Genomic DNA, 17,355 nt, shown 5'->3' on the forward strand with positions numbered 1-17,355 from the left:
TTTGATATGAAAAAGCTACTGAAAATAACGACATACCTCAGCGCTGCCGGCGTAGCGCTGCTCACTCCTTCCTGCCAGCTGGACGAAACAATTTACTCAGCCATTTACACGGAAGATTTCTATAAAACCGCTGCCGACGCCGAAAAAGGGCTCGTTTCCGTTTACGGCGCATTGGGCGGCCTGGGAGGCGGCCCAGCGCTGACACTGGTTGCGGATTTCAGTGACGATCAGACCTACCCGCGCGGGGTTGTAGGCCGCAACACGTTGACGCTATTCACCTATGATGTGAATTATACGACGCAGAAAAGTAATGCCCGGACCAACGAATCACCCCAGCAGATCTGGGCATCGTGCTACAATGGCATTGAAAAGGCCAACTGGGTAATTGCCAAAGTACCGGGCGCGAATATGGACGAAATCCGTAAGAAACAGATCCTCGGCGAGGCGTACTTCCTGAGAGCGTTTTACCATTGGCTCCTGAGTAAGAATTTCGGGGATGTTCCGGTTAAAATCACCCCGAGCTACACCGAAGAGGAAGCTTTAACCGCCAAAGGCCCGAAGGCTGACGTATACAAACAGATTTACGCCGATCTCGACCAGGCGTTGGCGGCAGGGTTGCCGTCGTACCCCAATGTCGATAAAGGTCGTGTTGCGAAGGAGGTCGTGAACGCATTGTACGCGAAAGCCGCACTTTATAATGAGGACTGGGCGAAGGCCTTGGAAAAGGCCAAAGAAGTGATCAACTCCGGCAAATATTCGCTGATGCCGGATGTTCGGGATGTTTACAAATATGACAAGGAAGATGCCGCACGCGTGGAAAATATGTGGGCGTACGAGGCCGATCCGGTCTCTCCCGGTCTCGGCCATCAATTGACAGGCCTCTGCGGCCCTCCGGGAAGTGCCGGGCCCGAGTTTGCCCGCACTTCCTTCGGTTCCATGTTCGCGTACCAGGCTTTTTTCAACTCGTTTGATCCCACGGATAAACGTCGCACGTTGCTGGATACGAACTATGTAAACAAAGCAGGCGCTATTGTACCGCAAAAAAGCATTACGCCCATTACTACCAAAGGTGTGCTGATCAAGAAATATCAGGATCCGGTTTCGACTGTCGGTCTGATCCCAAACATTCCGATCTTCCGGCTCCCCGACATGTACCTCATTGCCGCCGAAGCAGAGGCAAGACTGAACGGCGCTACGACGGTTGCGTATGACTTCATCAATCCGGTCAGGAAACGTGCAGGCCTGGCTGACTTGAAAACCGGCCTCACCAAAGACGCATTCATTGAAGCAGTCTTACAGGAACGCGCCTGGGAATTCTTCGCTGAGGGCGACCGCTGGTACGACCTCACGCGCACTGGCAAGTTCCTGACGGTGATTCCGAAAGCGGTGAACGATGTTTACCCGACCCGTAACGTCACTGCTAAAAACAAATATTTCCCTATTCCGCAGGACGAAATCAACGCCAATCCCAAGCTGGAACAAAATCCGGATTGGAAATAGCAAGGGTGCAAAAGGAGGCTCGTCCGGAGCCGAAATAGGCTGAACGAACATGATTGCTATAAACAGGTTATCCCTACGGAATTTGGGAGTTCTGAAAAGATCAGGCGATACCCTATAAGGCATTGCAATGTCCCGACGGGACGTCCTGTTTATAGCAAACAGTTATTCATCTGATTAAACGAGCCCCGGAGGGGCCTCCTTCGGATAGCAAAAGGAATGTAAACGATGATTCAAGTAATGCTTTTGTTCTCGCTATGCTGTACTTCTCCGAACCGGGAAGAGCGCATTCGTGAATACAAAATCACCGAAAACGACACGCTCAGCTACACCCTGAAATTAGCATTTGACGAAAAAGGACAACCACAATACTTTTTCAGAAACATCTTCACACCGGTTTGCTACACCAACGAATGCAAACCGGTGTATATCAACTTCTATTGGGATTTGCTGGGCAACTATCAGCGCTACGACCTGCCCGAAGGCAAAGTGCTCACGAAAGTCGATCATGACGAGTTCAAAGAGGAGGATTACCAGAAATTACAAGACATCCTCGCCCAGAATAACTCCATTTTCGCAGACCTCAAAATGGAAGACCTGATCACGAAAGGCACTGATAACCTGACGGACTCCGTCGATGCGAAAGCCGGCGCGACGCTGAAAACCATTAAAAACCAGGTGATCGACGGAGCGGTTTATACCTGCTACACCCTCTGGCATATTGCATACGGCAAGGCGGTACCCGAAATGAAGAAAATCATCGAAACCTATTCGAGCGACGCATTGCTGCACCGGTTTCTGAAAAGCCAAAACCATCATTATCAATATTGGGCGATGGCAAAGGTGATGGACGAAAACGGAGGAATTAAAAAGCCTTTCGAAAAGGACATTGAGGCGATCATTGCGGGAAAGAACGGCTTCATCGCCAAATATGCCTTGCAGCAGGTTGGAAATGATTTTTTCAAAACGGAACAGCGACAAGACTGGCTTTGGGATACCTACCGGAAAACCGGTTATACCATGCAGATAGCCATATTGAAAAAGCTCGGTACAGGTACAATAAGCATCTCCAACGCCCTGGCTTCAAACCTGCAATCCAGCCTGTCCAATGCCAATGAAGAACAAACTCTATTAATCCAAAAAATCCTGCAAAAACAATGAACATCCTCCCCAACCCAAGGCTTAAGCCTTGGGCTCCCGACGCCAGGGGCACAGACATCCTGGCCACAGACGCCCGGGGCACGATCGCCCGGGGCTCGATGGCTCGGGGCACGATCGCCCGGAACCTCGCCATCTGGGCCAGCGCCATTCTGGTCATAGCGCTCCTCGCCTTCCCTGCCATGGCTCAGAACCACCTCCTGATCGAGACAGAATCTTTCGAGGACAAGGGCGGCTGGGTGATCGACCAGCAATCTTTCGTGGTCATGAATTCGTCCTACATCATGGCGCATGGTATGGGCAGGCCTGTGAAGGATGCTACCACAACCGTCAAATTTCCGAAAACCGGCAAGTATCATTTATGGGTACGTACCAAAGACTGGGCGCCTTTTCCGAAAGGGCCGGGCAAATTTCAGGTGCTCGTCGATGGCAAATCCGTTGGTCAGACCTTCGGGGAAAGCGGCTCCGACACCTGGAAATGGTACGATGGCGGTGTGATCGACATTAAGAATGCGACCGCCAAACTAGCATTGAAAGACCTTACCGGGTTCAACGGCCGCTGCGACGCATTGCTTTTCACCGACGACCTGAAATTCAGCCCGCCGAATGAGCTGGAAGCGTTGACCACCTTCCGCAGGAAACTCCTGAACCTGACCGATAAACCCCAGGACGCTGGCCGGTATGACCTGGTGGTGGTAGGCGGCGGCATTGCGGGCACCTGCGCGGCCATTTCTGCGGCGCGAATGGGCCTTACCGTGGCATTAATCCAGGACCGTCCCGTGCTCGGCGGTAACAACAGCTCGGAAGTACGGGTGCATTTGATGGGTGATGTGGATAAAAACCATTATCCCAAACTCGGCCGCATCGTGCGTGAAATGGACAATGGCGACCCTGGCAACGGTAACCCGGACGCGAAAGAATATGGTGATGCCCGAAAAATCTCCATCGTGAAAGCCGAAAAGAACATTTCACTATTCCTGAACACCCACGTTTTTAAAGTAGAGAAAGAGAATGACATCATCACGGCGGTAGTCGGCCGTGACATTGCTACCAATCAGGAGCGCCGCTTTTCCGGCTCGTTCTTCTCGGATTGCACCGGCGATGGAACAGTTGGTTTCCTCGCGGGCGCGGAGTTCCGCATGGGCCGTGAGAGCAAAGCCGAAACCGGCGAATCGCTGGCGGCAGACAAGAGCGACGATTTTACATTGGGTACCTCTAACCTTTGGGCTTCCGTGGACCGCGACACCGTTTCGTCTTTCCCGGAAACGCCCTGGGCAATGCAATTTTCGGATGAATACCACATCGACGAGCCGAAGTCGGACTGGCAATGGGAAACCGGTTTCGGCAATTTCAACACCATTACCCAGGCCGAACAGATCCGCGACCATAACCTGCGCGCGATTTACGGCAACTGGTCGTATTTGAAGAAGAACAAAGCGGCCAAATACGGCAAGAAAGAACTCGCCTGGGTGGCTTACATTGGTGGTAAACGGGAATCGCGCCGCATTATCGGTGATTATGTTTTAAATCAAATGGATATTCAGAAAGGCAAGTTCTACCCCGACGGTTCCGTGACCGCCACCTGGACAATCGACCTGCATTTCCCCGATGCCAAGAACAGCAAGTATTTTGAAGGCCAGGAGTTTTTCGCGGGTACGAAGCACATCAAAGTGGCGCCCTACACGATTCCATACCGCTGCCTTTATTCTAAAAATATCCAAAACCTGTTCATGGCCGGCCGCAATATCAGCACCACTCACGTGGCGTTCGGGAGCACCCGCGTAATGCGCACGTGCGGGATGATGGGCGAGGTCGTGGGGTTTGCCTCGTACATCGCAAACAAATACAAAACCACCCCGCGCGGCGTGTACAAAGACCATTTGCCCGAGCTGACCAGTATCCTCAAAGGCGAAACACTTGCCCCACAACCCTGATTTTCATTGAATAAGCTTGTGACACATATTGCCGGAGTAATATCCACCCTCTTCTGCATGCTGCCGTTGGTAACAATGGCAGCAGCCGTCGAGAGGGATACGGCTATGATTTCAATCAGCGGAGAGGCACAGGGCACTACGTATCACATCCGCTATTTCGATGCTCAAAACCGTAATTTCAAGCATTCTATCGATTCCATACTCGTTGAATTCGACAAATGCCTGTCGCTCTATCGAACCGATTCGGAGTTGTCGGCATTCAATCGTACTTCGCGTCACACATTCCGGTCACAATGGTTTTACGATGTTTTAGCTAAATCAAAGGAAATCTATACAGCGACGGGCGGAGCTTTTGATCCTACCATCATGCCGCTTACGGAGGCTTATGGTTTTGGGAATAAAAAGAATGTGGATCCGGAAAATGTAAACGCGGATTCGCTGATACAATTTATTGGTTTTGAACAGATTGAATTCAATAATAAAGAAATTAAAACCCGTCCCGGCGTGAAATTGGATTTCAATGGAATCGCCCAGGGCTATTCCGTGGACATTGTCGGAGCGCTTCTGAAAAGCCGCGGCATTCATCGCTTTATGGTAGAAATCGGTGGCGAAGTCATTTGCTCGGGCACTAAAAACGGTGGTATCGCCTGGGTAACCGGCATTGAAAACCCATTGAAACCACAAGCACTGGCCGCCACGGTAGCACTCACCAACCGCGCCATGACCACCGCAGGCAATTACCATAACCACATTACCCGCAACGGCATTACCTATAACCATATCATAGACCCACGTACCGGCGGCCGGCGTACCGGCGACCGGCGTTCCGGCGGCCGGCGCACCGGGTCCATGGATCAGGCCCCGCTTCTGAGCGTGACCGTATTTGCCAAGGACGCCATCACCGCCGACGGCTACGATACTGCGTTCTTCGTAATGGGCCTCGAAGCGACCAAAACCTTTTTGAAAAACCGGAAAGATATCGACGTGTACATGCTTTACACCAATGAAGAAGGGCATTTAATGTCCTTCGCCACCGACGGTATCAAAGACCTTATCCAGGAAAAATGAAACGAATAACCTTTTTACTACCGATTTTACTCAGCGCTCTGACCGTTTTACAGACCCGCGCCCAGCGAACTGTTGTGAAGTCGCTAAGTAACAACGCAATCCGCATTCAATGGCGCCAGGTCGACAGTGCATTAAAAATCGAAGAAGTATCCTTGAAGCAAAACGACCGCTGGACGAAGACCATTCCGCCTTCCGGCGAGTACACATTGCTGTATTCCGAAACCAGGCCTTCGACCGAATCGGCCGAAACGTTCGAAAAAATCACCGGCGGCAAATTCCCCGAGGACGCTTACCACTACCAGCAGACCCAATGGAAGGAGAGCACAACCGGCGTGGCGCTCAATACGGCCGGGCAAGCCTTTCACTTCTACCCGCAAACAGGTGAAGCAAAAAATCAGGGATTGGAATTTAAATCTGAAACCGATGTAGCTACCGTCACTTCGCATTGGAAGATCGATCCCCGCTTCCCGACTGATATCCTGGTGACGATGACCCTGAATGCCAAGAAAAAGGGCTTTTTCTCGCTTGCTACACCTACATTGGCCGCATTGCCGGTAGAGCAAATGAGCTGGGTATCGGTACCGGGGTATTTCCAGGGGAATTTTATGCAAAAGAACTTTGCGCTGGCCTATGCTTACGGCCACGGTATCCCCAACCGCCCGGTGGTGTACCGCGAGCGGTGCGCCTCTACCCTGAGCCCGCTGATGAGCAGCAAGGATGGATTTACGCTGTCGGTCGTTCCCGAGCCCGGCCTCGCGCGTGACCCGTGGGCGAAAGACCAGATCACGCAGGTCGACTGGCATTTGGGCCTTTCGCACATGAACCGCAAGGCCCAGCTCTCGCCTACCCTGTATTATCCGGTACTGGGCGAAGAAAAATCGGAAATGGAAGCCGGACAGTCGGTTTCCTATTCTTTCCGTTACAGCCTCATCGCAGGCGACTGGTTCCAGGCGACCAAACATGCGGCTATCGACATTTACAAATTCCGCGAGACACTGGCACTGCGCCAGAGCAAGCAGGCATTGACCGACCGGATCGAAAAGATGCACCATTACCTCACCGACCCGAAGACCTCGCTCTGGAACATCGAAGAGTACAAAGGCAAGCAAATCGGGGCGCAGTCGTACCTCGGCGGTGTAGTGGGCTCGGATAAGGATGCGATGAAGAACTCGGATTACGGCGCCATGTGGATGCTCGCGAATGCCACCAAAGACCCCGAACTGACCCAAAAAGTGCTCCCGCCAGCCGAAAACTTCAAACTCGTACAGCAGCAAACCGACGAAGGGTTCTTCAAAGGAGCCGTCGAAGGCCAGTATTATTTAGCCAAAAAGAAGAAGTTCGTCGAAGAATGGGGCGAGGTGGTGGAACCTATTGCATTGACCTACTATGTGATGCTCGACATAGGTAATATGCTGCTCTTCGAACCGGATAATGCGGAACTGAAAGAGCGGCTGCGGATAGGAGCCGAAAAACTGTTGAGCTGGCAGCGCAAAGACGGCAGCTTTGCTGTGGCTTACGACCGTAAGACGGAGCAGGAGATTTTCAAGGATATTCAGGATGTGCGGCCTACATTCTACGGCCTCATTGTCGCGCACCGCATTCTTAAAGACGAGAAATACCTGAAAGCCGCTGAAAAAGGGGCCGAATGGTTCCTCAAAAACGCCGTGGAGACAGGCGCCTTCCTGGGAGTATGCGGAGACGCACGCTACGCACCCGACTTCGCTACCGGCCAATCGGCACAGGCGCTGCTGGATTTATTTGATTTAACCCAAAATAAAAAGTACCAGAATGCCGCCATCACCTGCGCGAAAATTTATACCTCGTCCATTTACACACACCCTATTGCAGATCACAAACTCAAAACCGTGAATGGCACTGCCCGCGAGGATTGGGAGATCAGCCAAACCGGCCTCAGCTTCGAGCATGGCGGCATTTTCGGTTCGGCTACACGGCATGGGCCTATCCAGCTGGCGAGCCATGCAGGGATGTTTATCCGCATTTATCAGCTGACCGGCGAGCAGCTTTTCGCGGATATGGCACGCGCGGCGGCCATTGGTCGCGATGCATTTGTGGACAGCAAAACCAGTGTCGCTTCTTATTACTGGAATGCGATGAACCGCGGAGCCGGGCCGTACCCGCACCACGCCTGGTGGCAGATCGGCTGGATCACCGACTACCTGCTTTCGGAAGCCGCATTGCGCTCCAATGGCAAGGTCAATTTCCCCCGGGGATTCGTGACGCCGAAAGTAGGCCCGCACCAGACTTACGGCTTTGCGCCAGGCGATGTTTTCGGCGACAAAGCTAACCTGATTATCAAAGAAGGTTTTGCGGTCGCGGACAGCCCGTCCATCGACCCTATTATCTCGAAATCCACCACCCAAAACACCTATTATGTGACGCTGCTGAATAACAGCCCGCAGCCCACCGCATTCAACCTGAAAATCGACAACAGCAAAATATCCGAAACCAACGCACCAGCTACCATGAAATGGGCCGAAACGAATCAGAAAGCGGCCATTACCAACATCAAACTGCCCGCATTCGGAAGTAGAACATTGGCTATAAGCTATAAGCCGTAGGCTTTAGGCTACAAACACCATAGAATCAAAAACACTAATCACCAAGCACATAGCTTAAAGCTTATAGCCTAAAGCTTACAGCATTTTATGAACAATACCACCGACACCATCGTCATTCTCGTATTCTCCGCATTCGTGATGGGCATTGGGATGTTATTTGCCCGAACGGGGCGCAACCTTAAATCGTTTTTCGCGGGTGGCGAGGCCGTGCCCTGGTTTATCGGCGGACTCTCGCTGTTCATGAGCTTTTTCTCGGCCGGTACGTTCGTCGCATGGGGCTCCATTGCCTATAAACACGGTTGGGTAGCCATCACCATTCAATGGACGATGTGCATAGGTGCACTCATCACCGCCGTTTACCTCGCCCCGCGCTGGAAACGCACCGGCGCATTGACGGCCGCCGAGTTCATCCGCGAGCGGCTTGGACTAACAGTACAGAAAACCTATATATTCATTTTTACGCTGGTTTCGGTATTTATCAAAGGTTCGGTCCTGTATCCGGTGGCTAAGTTGGTGAGTGCATCTTTGGACTTGCCGCTGGTCCCCTGTACAATTGGCCTCGGGCTTTTCATGATCGCCTACACGGCCGTTGGCGGTCTTTGGGCGGTGATGGTGACCGATATCCTGCAATTTGTCGTGCTGTCGGCCGCGGTGTTCATTCTGCTGCCGCTTTCCTTCGGCAAAGTCGGAGGTTGGGAAGGGTTTAGGAACAACATTCCCGATGATTTTTTCAATCTGCTGAATGGGGAATATACCCTCGGCTTCGTAGCTGCATTCGTGATTTACCACATTTGCTACATTGGCGGCAACTGGACGATGGTGCAGCGCTACACGAGTGTCGACAGCGAGAAGTCTGCCAAAAAGGTAGCGTTCCTTTTTGCGGGTTTGTACCTGATCAGCCCGGTGATATGGATGTTCCCGCCGATGATTTACAAGGCTATTAACCCTGCACTTACCGGTCTGGATACCGAAAACGCCTACCTCATGATCTGCAAGCTCGTGTTACCTCCCGGCTTGCTCGGACTGATGCTCACGGGCATGTATTTCTCCACCTCCGCCAGCGCCAACACGGCATTGAACGTGGTCTCGGCCGTTTTTACCAATGACATTTATAAAGGGATGGTCAACCCGGCGGCCTCCGATAAGCAACTGATCCGCGTTGCGCGAGGCTCGTCGTGGTTTTTCGGGTTGGGTATGATCGGCATTGCGTTGCTCGTGCCGGCAGCGGGAGGCATTGTGGAGGTGGTACTCAGCATCTCGGCCATTTCCGGCGGCCCATTACTCGCACCCCCGCTTTGGGCATTGTTTTCCAAGAGACTGAATGGCAAAACAACACTTTGGATTACCGGTATCGGGCTGTGTGTCAATCTGTTTTTCAAGACACTCGCCCCGCCTCTGCTCGGCTTCAAGCTCTCGCGCGGCATGGAAACGATCGTCGGTGTGGGCCTGCCGTTGCTGCTTTTGCTCGCTTATGAGCTCTGGGCTCGTTCCAGGAATGTCATTGCCGATGAATACAACATTTACATGCTTTCAAAAGACCAGCGCAAGCAAGTTGCTGAGAATGTAGATACGGAAGAAGCATTCGAAATCAAAAAGCAAAACCGTTTTGGCCTGCAGGTGATCGCCGGGGCACTGCTGTTTACCGCTGTGATGCTCTACATTCTGAGTGTTTTGACGACCGATGGGTCGCTGGTAACGGCCGGGGTGGCTACCGTGGTGTTGATTTCGGCGGCGATACCATTTTCCGCGGCGAGGAAGGTAGTGTTGGTGAAGGACGAGCCACGGGTTGCAGCGTAGGTAGGCATCAGCATTGTTGTTACATGCCTACGGCATTTTCGAACAGTCCGTTTGATCTGCCAATGTTACATTCCTGACGGGATTTTATGAAAGTAAATAACTGAATACAATCGTATTAACAGCAAAAACAAGTCCCGCCAGGGACGCAATATTGGTAGCAATATGGAATATATGAATAGGGTACAAATGCCGTCAGGCATGAAATCGCAAAGCGAAAGACAATCCTGATCGCAAGCAAAAATCAACCTCCCAAAAACAAAACCGCAACTGAACGACATCACATAATGAAACGCTTAACCCTATTAGCTTCCTCCATATTACTGTCATTAACCTGCTTGCAACTCGTTGCCCAGCCGGGTGCGGCCCAGCCGGGTGCGGCCCAGCCGGGTGCGGCCCAGCCGGGTTCGGCCTCTTATCACATCCGGCAGCCGAATGCGATTCCACTGCATGGCGAATGGTGGTTCCTACTCGATCCGGCGGGAGCGGGCATTGCCAGCCAGTGGTACAGGGAAGATTATGCGAAAGAGAACCGCCAGGACAAGGTTACCGTACCGCATTGTTTTTCAACAGACCCGCGTTACGAGTTTTATACCGGTACTGCCTGGTACCGCAAGACTTTCGCCTGGAAAAAAAGCACCGACAAGCGCGTGATCCTGCATTTCGATGCAGTTTTTTACAAAACCGATTTGTGGTTAAACGGCCAGAAGATCGGGCAACATGAGGGCGGGTACACCCCGTTCAGCTTCGATGTGACGGGGCAGTTGCGGGACGGCAACAACCTGCTGGTAGTAGCCGTGAATAACGATACCTGGAAAACAAATACGATTCCCGGCCTCAAAGACGGCGGCAATATCAACGACGGCTACCCTGCCTGGGTGAATTACGGCGGCATTATCCGGCCGGTTTACCTGACGATCGAACCGGAGGTTTACACTGAAAATGTCAAAATCGAGGCCGTGCCTGACCTTTCGAAGGGTACCGCGGTAGTGAAGGCGAAAATCAGGGTGCGGAATGCTTCGGCCAATGCTGCTACCCCGAAAATCGATATGGCTGTTACGCAGGATAAAAAGCCTTTGGCTTTGAAATGGAAAACCAATAACACAAGCATTCCTGCCGGACAAACAGCGACAGTCGAAGCAGAGGCGGCATTGACAGCAGTACAAGTGAAGCTTTGGGACCTGGACCAGCCTAATTTGTATGAACTGAAAACGATTGTCGGCACCGACACGCTGGCTTCGAATTTCGGGATCAGGAAAGTTGAAGTGAGCGGCGCGCAGATTCTATTGAACGGGAAACCAGTTAAAGCCGGTGGCGGCAACCGGGTAATCGATTATCCCGGCATGGGCTCGCTGGAACCGGATTGGCTGGTTGAGAAGGACTTCCGCTTGATGAAAGAAGCCGGGATGGAGTTTCAACGTCTCACGCATTACACGCCTTCCGAATACTTTTATGACCTCGCCGACCGCTATGGCATGCTCATTATCACCGAAGCCGGTAACTGGCAGCTCACACCCAGGCAAATGGACAATGATTCCATGCGCGTGAAGTTCCGCTCGCAGTTTCGCGAAATGGCCGAACGCGACTGGAACCACCCGAGCGTGATCGCATACAGTGTAGGGAATGAATACGGATCGACCACGGCCAGCGGCCAGCGTTGGACCAAAGATATGATCACCTACGCACGTGAGCTCGATCCTACCCGCTTGTACACGTTCGCGACCATGCTATTGAATACCCTACCCGAGAAACCGGAGGACGAAGCCAGCCAGTATGTCGATTTTGTTTCAACCAATACCTATGGCGGCCATGCCAAATCACTGGACCATATTCACAAGCTGTACCCTAACAAGCCTGTATTTATCAGCGAATGGGGCACGCGTTCCGACGGGAAGGGTGGTGAGGCCGGACAAGCACAACATTTGAGTGATGTGATGGCTGAAATACGCAAACGGCCGTTCGTGGTCGGTGCTTCATGGTGGACTTATAATGATTACCGCAGCAAACTATTCGGTACCAACGTGAATGGCTTCCGGCCATGGGGCATCGTCGGCCCGGACAGGTCACCGCGGCTGGCTTACCCGGTTCACCAAAAAGAGTTTTCGCCGGTTATTGTTGAAAAAACAGGCTTCAAAACCGGAGAGCAGGGTGTCCATCAGTTAACGCTCAAAATTACCTCCCGCGGCGACTTCCCGGCCCGGTCCCTTAAAGGCTACATTCTCAAAGCAGGCGATGCGAACATCGCATTACCCGACCTGAACCCGGGAGAGAGCAAGGATATGGTAATCCCGATCCTCGGGTTTGACAAACAAATCCACATCACGGTGGTCAAACCGACCGGTTTCATCACTACTCAAATTGACATCGACCTTAAATAACTACCTGCGGGGCCACGACAAGCCTTACCAACCACGACATTTAAAGACCTGACAAGATGATAATCGGAGAATCAACACACAAAAGAGAACCAAAAACCATTGCACTGGCAGCGGACCTTGTGATTACAGGAGGCGGATTGACCGGCACCTGCGCAGCCATTACCGCGGCGAGATCCGGGGTAAAAGTAATATTGGTACAAGACCGGCCGGTACTGGGCGGTAACTGTTCGAGCGAAGTCCGGCTATGGATCCTGGGCGCGACCTCGCATATGGGTAACAACAACCGCTGGGCACGCGAGGGCGGCGTGATCGATGAAATCATGCTTGAAAACGCCTACCGCAACCCCGACGGCAACCCGCTGATCTTCGATACCGTCTTACTGGAAAAGGTTACCCAAGAAACGAACATAACCCTGCTGCTGAACACGGCGGTTTACGATCTTGATAAAACACAAAATGGCGATAAGATCGAGACATTGCACGCGTTTTGCAGCCAGAACAGTACCAAATACACCCTGAGCGCGCCGCTGTTCTGTGACTCCTCGGGCGACGGGATCGTCGGGTTTCTGGCCGGTGCTGCATTCCGGATGGGCGCGGAGTCCATGGAGGAATTCGGGGAGAAATTTGCGCCGGACAAAGCTTATGGTGAGCTATTGGGGCATTCTATGTATTTCTACTCCAAAGATATGGGACGCCCCGTGAAATTTGTACCGCCTTCATTTGCTTTGCAGGATATTACGGAAATTCCGCGGTACAAAACGTTCAATCCCAAAGATTTCGGCTGCCGGTTGTGGTGGCTGGAATATGGCGGCAGAATGGACACCGTACACGACACCGAACAAATCAAATGGGAGCTTTGGAAAGTGGTCTACGGAGCCTGGAACTACATTAAAAACTCCGGCGAATTTCCGGAGGCCGAAAATATGACGCTCGAATGGGTGGGTACTATCCCCGGAAAACGTGAAAGCCGTCGTTTTGAAGGGGATTACCTGCTGAAACAGCAGGATGTTGTCGAACAAAAAGTCTTTCACGATACTGTGGCATTCGGCGGCTGGAGCCTCGACCTCCACCCGGCCGACGGCGTGTATTCCGATCAGGCTGGTTGCAACCAGTGGCACAGCAAGGGCGTTTACGGCATCCCCTATCGCTGCTTTTACAGCAAAAACATCGACAACCTGTTCATAGCAGGCCGCATTATCAGCGCTACGCACGTCGCGTTCGCGTCTACACGCGTGATGGCCACGAGCGCAACAGGCGGGCAGGCAGTTGCCGTTGCCGCCGCGGTCGCAAAAAAGTACAATTGCTCGCCACGGGAAGTCGGTGAGAAACATTTGACCGAACTGCAACTGGAGCTGTGGCGCTCGGGCCAGTACTTGCCGCAAACGGCGATTGTCGATCCCGAAAATCTGGTTAACAGCGCCAAAATCTGCGCCTCTACGACATTGGAATTGACAGCGCTCAGTGGCTCCGACCAATGGAAACCCATCGAGCATTCCGTGGCGCAAATGCTGCCCATCAAAGGCGATATGCCCTGGGTAACTGTTTGGGTGGAGGCAACCCGGGACACAGAACTGGTTGCAGAACTCCGCAAAAGCAGCAAGCCGTTCAATCATACGCCTGATGTGAATCTGGAAACCCGAAACTATCGTCTGATAGCCGGAAAACACGAACTGACGCTGGAATGGGGCAGCCATTTCCCCGAGGAATGTTATGCATTTGTATGCTTCCTGAAAAATGAGCACGTCAAAATCCAGTATAGCGAGCAACGCGTTACCGGACTGGTGACCGTTTTCAATGCGACCAATCCTGCTGTTTCCAATTACGGAAAACAGGAACCTACGGAAGATCTGGGCGTGGACACTTTCGAGTTCTGGTGTCCGCAGCGCCGCCCGGCCGGGTTGAACCTTGCATTTTCGTTAAACAAGCCCATTGCACTTTTTGAAACAGAAAACCTGAAAAACGGCTGGCACCGTCCGATTGCCGGGCCTAATGCCTGGATAGCGGCACCGGACGATCGCACTCCCGAGCTCCAACTGCAATGGAACGAAGATCAAAACATTTCCAAAATCGATTTCGTGTTCGATACCGATTTCGACCACCCGATGGAGAACGTGATTTACGTCCATCCGGAAACGGTAATGCCTTTTTGCGCACAGGATATCGAAGTACTGGACGATACAAACCAGGTAATCGGAACAATAACTGACAACCACCTGACTAAAAGAACTTTGGCGCTCACCAAACCGGTAACGACGCGTTCGTTGAAGATCAAGCTGCAAAACAGTCATGCGCATGTGCCGGTATCGCTTATAGAGGTACGTGTTTATTAACGCGGCTTCCGTTTTTATTCTTTGAAAACTAATAAATTGATCTTAAATTTGCCGTCCTGAAATAGCAAACGTTTGTTTGCTATTTTCTTGAAAGTTTACTCTATAATTATAGTATACTACATAGACTTTGAAGGAAGCCGCGGATTTTACACCCTCAACTGAAAGCAACGAGCAAAACTGGGAATCATTACAGGTTGCGTACATCGCAAGTGGTGATCCTGAGGAAGATCGGCGTTTAGCTGCGCTTGCGCGCGAGCAGGGAAAAGCGGTTTTTCTCCGCGATTTGCCGGAAGAATCCGACGAAATCTTCCAAATGGCGCCGGTTGCTGCCATAAATAACTCTTCGGGCAGCGCCGTTTCCAGAAATAATCCAAAAACACCGCTCACCTGGGAGACCATCCAGCAGAAGCTCTGGGCCGCTACGGTGCGTAAGCGAAGCCGCACTGAAATCGCGGTTAACATCTTCTCTGCGATTGCATTAATGGTGATCGGGCATCTGCTTTTCACCTTTTTCACCTACGACCGTCTGACACTCCTCTGGAACGAGCTCGAAGTGAGCGAAGGCTTTTTTTACTATATACTCGGCGGCTTTGTGGCCCAGATGATCGACGGCGCATTGGGCATGGCCTACGGCGTAACCGCTTCGACATTCCTGCTCACGGTGGGCGTGCCCCCTTCGGCCGTAAGCGCGAGCGTCCACACTTCGGAGATCTTTACCAGCGGCGTTTCGGGTTATATGCACCTGAAATTCGGGAATGTGAACAGCAAATTGTTCAAGAAGATCCTCTTTCCCGGCGTGCTGGGGGCCATCGTGGGCGCCTATGCGCTGTCGTCTCTTGAAAAGTACATTTACATCATTAAGCCATTGGTGGCAATTTATACGCTGATCCTGGGAATCCTTATTATTCAGAAAGCGTTAAAGAAACGAGTTGAAAAAAGGCCGATCAAGAAGATCGGCTGGCTGGCGATGGCAGGTGGAACGCTGGATTCCATTGGCGGTGGCGGCTGGGGGCCGATCGTAACTTCGACGCTCATTGCGCGCGGAAGGCATCCCAAGTATACCATCGGGTCCGTGAACCTCGCTGAATTTTTCGTATCGCTGGCAAGCTCCGTTACCTTCATCAGCATTATCGGATTTTCACACTGGCAAGTGGTGTTGGGCCTTATCCTTGGTGGTATGGTGTCCGCGCCCATCGCCGCCACACTATCCCGCCGCTTGCCGATCAAGACCATGATGATTATGGTAGGCACCATCGTCATCATCGTAAGCGTGAGGATTATTTATATGGTTTTGAGTACGTTGTAGGCCTTAGGCTATAAGCTTTAAGCCATAGGCAATAAGCTGAATTGAAATGAGCCATTTTAATTGATTTATAATATATTATACAAAGGGCTTAAAGCCTAAAGCTTATAGCCTAAAGCTTCATATGAAAAAACAAACCAAAGCGATACGCACCCAGACCAGTAAAACCAAATATCGCGAACATTCGACTCCCCTCTTCCTGACCAGCAGCTTCACATTCGAGAGCGCGGAACAAGGAAAAGCACTTTTTGAGGAAACCGAGGAAGGTAACATTTACAGCCGCTTCTCCAACCCGAGCGTACAGGAGTTTGTGGATAAGGTTTGCATGCTGGAAGGTCTGGAAGACGGAGTGGCAACCGCAACCGGTATGGCGGCGGTATTTGCGAGCATGGCGGCATTGCTGAAAAGCGGTGACCACATTCTGGCCTGTCGTGCATTGTTCGGCTCAGCGCATCAGATCATCACGCAGATATTGCCGAAATGGGGCATTACCCACACCTACCTGGATGCCGACGCGAGCGAGGCGGAATGGGAAGCAGCAGTGCAGCCCAATACCCGCATGATCTACCTCGAAACGCCTTCTAACCCCGGACTGGACCTGGTGGACCTCGCGATGATCGGCCGCATTACCAAGAAACACAACATTATTTTCAACGTAGATAACTGCTTTGCTTCACCCGCATTGCAAACCCCGGCCGATTTTGGTGCCGACCTGGTGTTGCATTCGGCCACCAAGTTCATGGATGGCCAGGGCCGCGTGCTGGGTGGTATCGTGGTAGGTAAAAAAGAATATATCAAGGAGTTGCGCTTTTTCTGCCGCCAGACAGGTCCGTCAATGTCGCCATTCAATGCCTGGGTATTAAGCAAAAGCCTTGAAACATTGAACCTTAGAATGGAGAAACATGCTTCCAACGCATTGGCACTGGCTACCGCATTGGAGAAGCACCCGGATGTAAAATCGGTGAAATACCCGTTCCTGGAATCACATCCGCAATACGAGCTGGCAAAACGGCAAATGAGCGCGGGCGGTTCAATCGTCACCATCGACCTCGAAGGCGGCTTCGAACGTGTAGCGGCATTTATGGATGCATTGGAGATCGCATCGCTGTCGTCCAACCTGGGCGACACGCGCACCATCGTTACCAATCCGAACACGACTACCCATGCCAAATTGAAACCAGAGGAGAAGGCAGCGCTGGGCATTACCGAAGGTTTAATCCGCATTTCAGTCGGCTTGGAAGATATTGAGGACCTGATTGAGGACTTCACCCACGCCGTGGAAGTGTCGGTGAAAAGTGATATATTGGAGTAGGA

The 17,355-nt window shown here is 52.0% G+C and carries 10 protein-coding genes; all 10 read left to right on the forward strand.

Going from position 1 to position 17,355, the window contains the following annotated elements:
- The first annotated feature begins 6 nt into the window (after positions 1 to 6).
- A complete protein-coding gene (locus AC2YIT_RS01805) occupies positions 7 to 1,500 on the forward strand; it encodes a RagB/SusD family nutrient uptake outer membrane protein (protein WP_487278055.1) in 1,494 nt (497 codons plus the stop codon).
- Positions 1,501 to 1,725: 225 nt separating this feature from the next.
- Positions 1,726 to 2,658, forward strand: coding sequence for a hypothetical protein (locus AC2YIT_RS01810; protein WP_430843026.1), 933 nt, complete (start codon positions 1,726 to 1,728; stop codon positions 2,656 to 2,658).
- A gap of 179 nt (positions 2,659 to 2,837) precedes the next feature.
- Complete coding sequence (locus AC2YIT_RS01815) at positions 2,838 to 4,589, forward strand: FAD-dependent oxidoreductase (protein ID WP_487278483.1); 1,752 nt, start codon at positions 2,838 to 2,840, stop codon at positions 4,587 to 4,589.
- 6 nt (positions 4,590 to 4,595) lie between these two features.
- Positions 4,596 to 5,657, forward strand: a complete 1,062-nt coding sequence (locus AC2YIT_RS01820; RefSeq protein ID WP_487278056.1) for an FAD:protein FMN transferase — start codon at positions 4,596 to 4,598, stop codon at positions 5,655 to 5,657.
- Positions 5,654 to 8,236, forward strand: coding sequence for a glycerophosphoryl diester phosphodiesterase (locus AC2YIT_RS01825; protein WP_487278057.1), 2,583 nt, complete (start codon positions 5,654 to 5,656; stop codon positions 8,234 to 8,236). Before AC2YIT_RS01820 ends, AC2YIT_RS01825 begins: the two co-directional genes overlap by 4 nt.
- A gap of 87 nt (positions 8,237 to 8,323) precedes the next feature.
- The gene (locus AC2YIT_RS01830; protein WP_430843020.1) at positions 8,324 to 10,033 is read left to right on the forward strand and encodes a sodium:solute symporter family protein; all 1,710 of its coding nucleotides are present in this window, start codon (positions 8,324 to 8,326) and stop codon (positions 10,031 to 10,033) included.
- A 284-nt stretch (positions 10,034 to 10,317) separates the two neighbouring features.
- The gene (locus tag AC2YIT_RS01835) at positions 10,318 to 12,408 is read left to right on the forward strand and encodes a glycoside hydrolase family 2 protein (RefSeq protein ID WP_487278058.1); all 2,091 of its coding nucleotides are present in this window, start codon (positions 10,318 to 10,320) and stop codon (positions 12,406 to 12,408) included.
- A gap of 56 nt (positions 12,409 to 12,464) precedes the next feature.
- A complete protein-coding gene (locus AC2YIT_RS01840) occupies positions 12,465 to 14,738 on the forward strand; it encodes an FAD-dependent oxidoreductase (protein ID WP_430843016.1) in 2,274 nt (757 codons plus the stop codon).
- A 127-nt stretch (positions 14,739 to 14,865) separates the two neighbouring features.
- Positions 14,866 to 16,044, forward strand: coding sequence for a sulfite exporter TauE/SafE family protein (locus tag AC2YIT_RS01845; RefSeq protein ID WP_487278059.1), 1,179 nt, complete (start codon positions 14,866 to 14,868; stop codon positions 16,042 to 16,044).
- 121 nt (positions 16,045 to 16,165) lie between these two features.
- Positions 16,166 to 17,353, forward strand: a complete 1,188-nt coding sequence (locus tag AC2YIT_RS01850) for a trans-sulfuration enzyme family protein (RefSeq protein ID WP_487278060.1) — start codon at positions 16,166 to 16,168, stop codon at positions 17,351 to 17,353.
- Positions 17,354 to 17,355: the final 2 nt, after the last annotated feature.

It is taken from the genome of Dyadobacter sp. SRI_021 (genome assembly GCF_057586235.1).

What these genes read in the sequence shown, in the direction of transcription:
- AC2YIT_RS01805 (WP_487278055.1), top strand. Translation starts at nt 7, where the DNA reads ATGAAAAAGCTACTGAAAATAACGACATACCTCAGCGCTGCCGGCGTA.
- AC2YIT_RS01810 (WP_430843026.1), top strand. Translation starts at nt 1,726, where the DNA reads ATGATTCAAGTAATGCTTTTGTTCTCGCTATGCTGTACTTCTCCGAAC.
- AC2YIT_RS01815 (WP_487278483.1), top strand. Translation starts at nt 2,838, where the DNA reads ATGGCTCAGAACCACCTCCTGATCGAGACAGAATCTTTCGAGGACAAG.
- AC2YIT_RS01825 (WP_487278057.1), top strand. Translation starts at nt 5,654, where the DNA reads ATGAAACGAATAACCTTTTTACTACCGATTTTACTCAGCGCTCTGACC.
- AC2YIT_RS01830 (WP_430843020.1), top strand. Translation starts at nt 8,324, where the DNA reads ATGAACAATACCACCGACACCATCGTCATTCTCGTATTCTCCGCATTC.
- AC2YIT_RS01835 (WP_487278058.1), top strand. Translation starts at nt 10,318, where the DNA reads ATGAAACGCTTAACCCTATTAGCTTCCTCCATATTACTGTCATTAACC.
- AC2YIT_RS01840 (WP_430843016.1), top strand. Translation starts at nt 12,465, where the DNA reads ATGATAATCGGAGAATCAACACACAAAAGAGAACCAAAAACCATTGCA.
- AC2YIT_RS01850 (WP_487278060.1), top strand. Translation starts at nt 16,166, where the DNA reads ATGAAAAAACAAACCAAAGCGATACGCACCCAGACCAGTAAAACCAAA.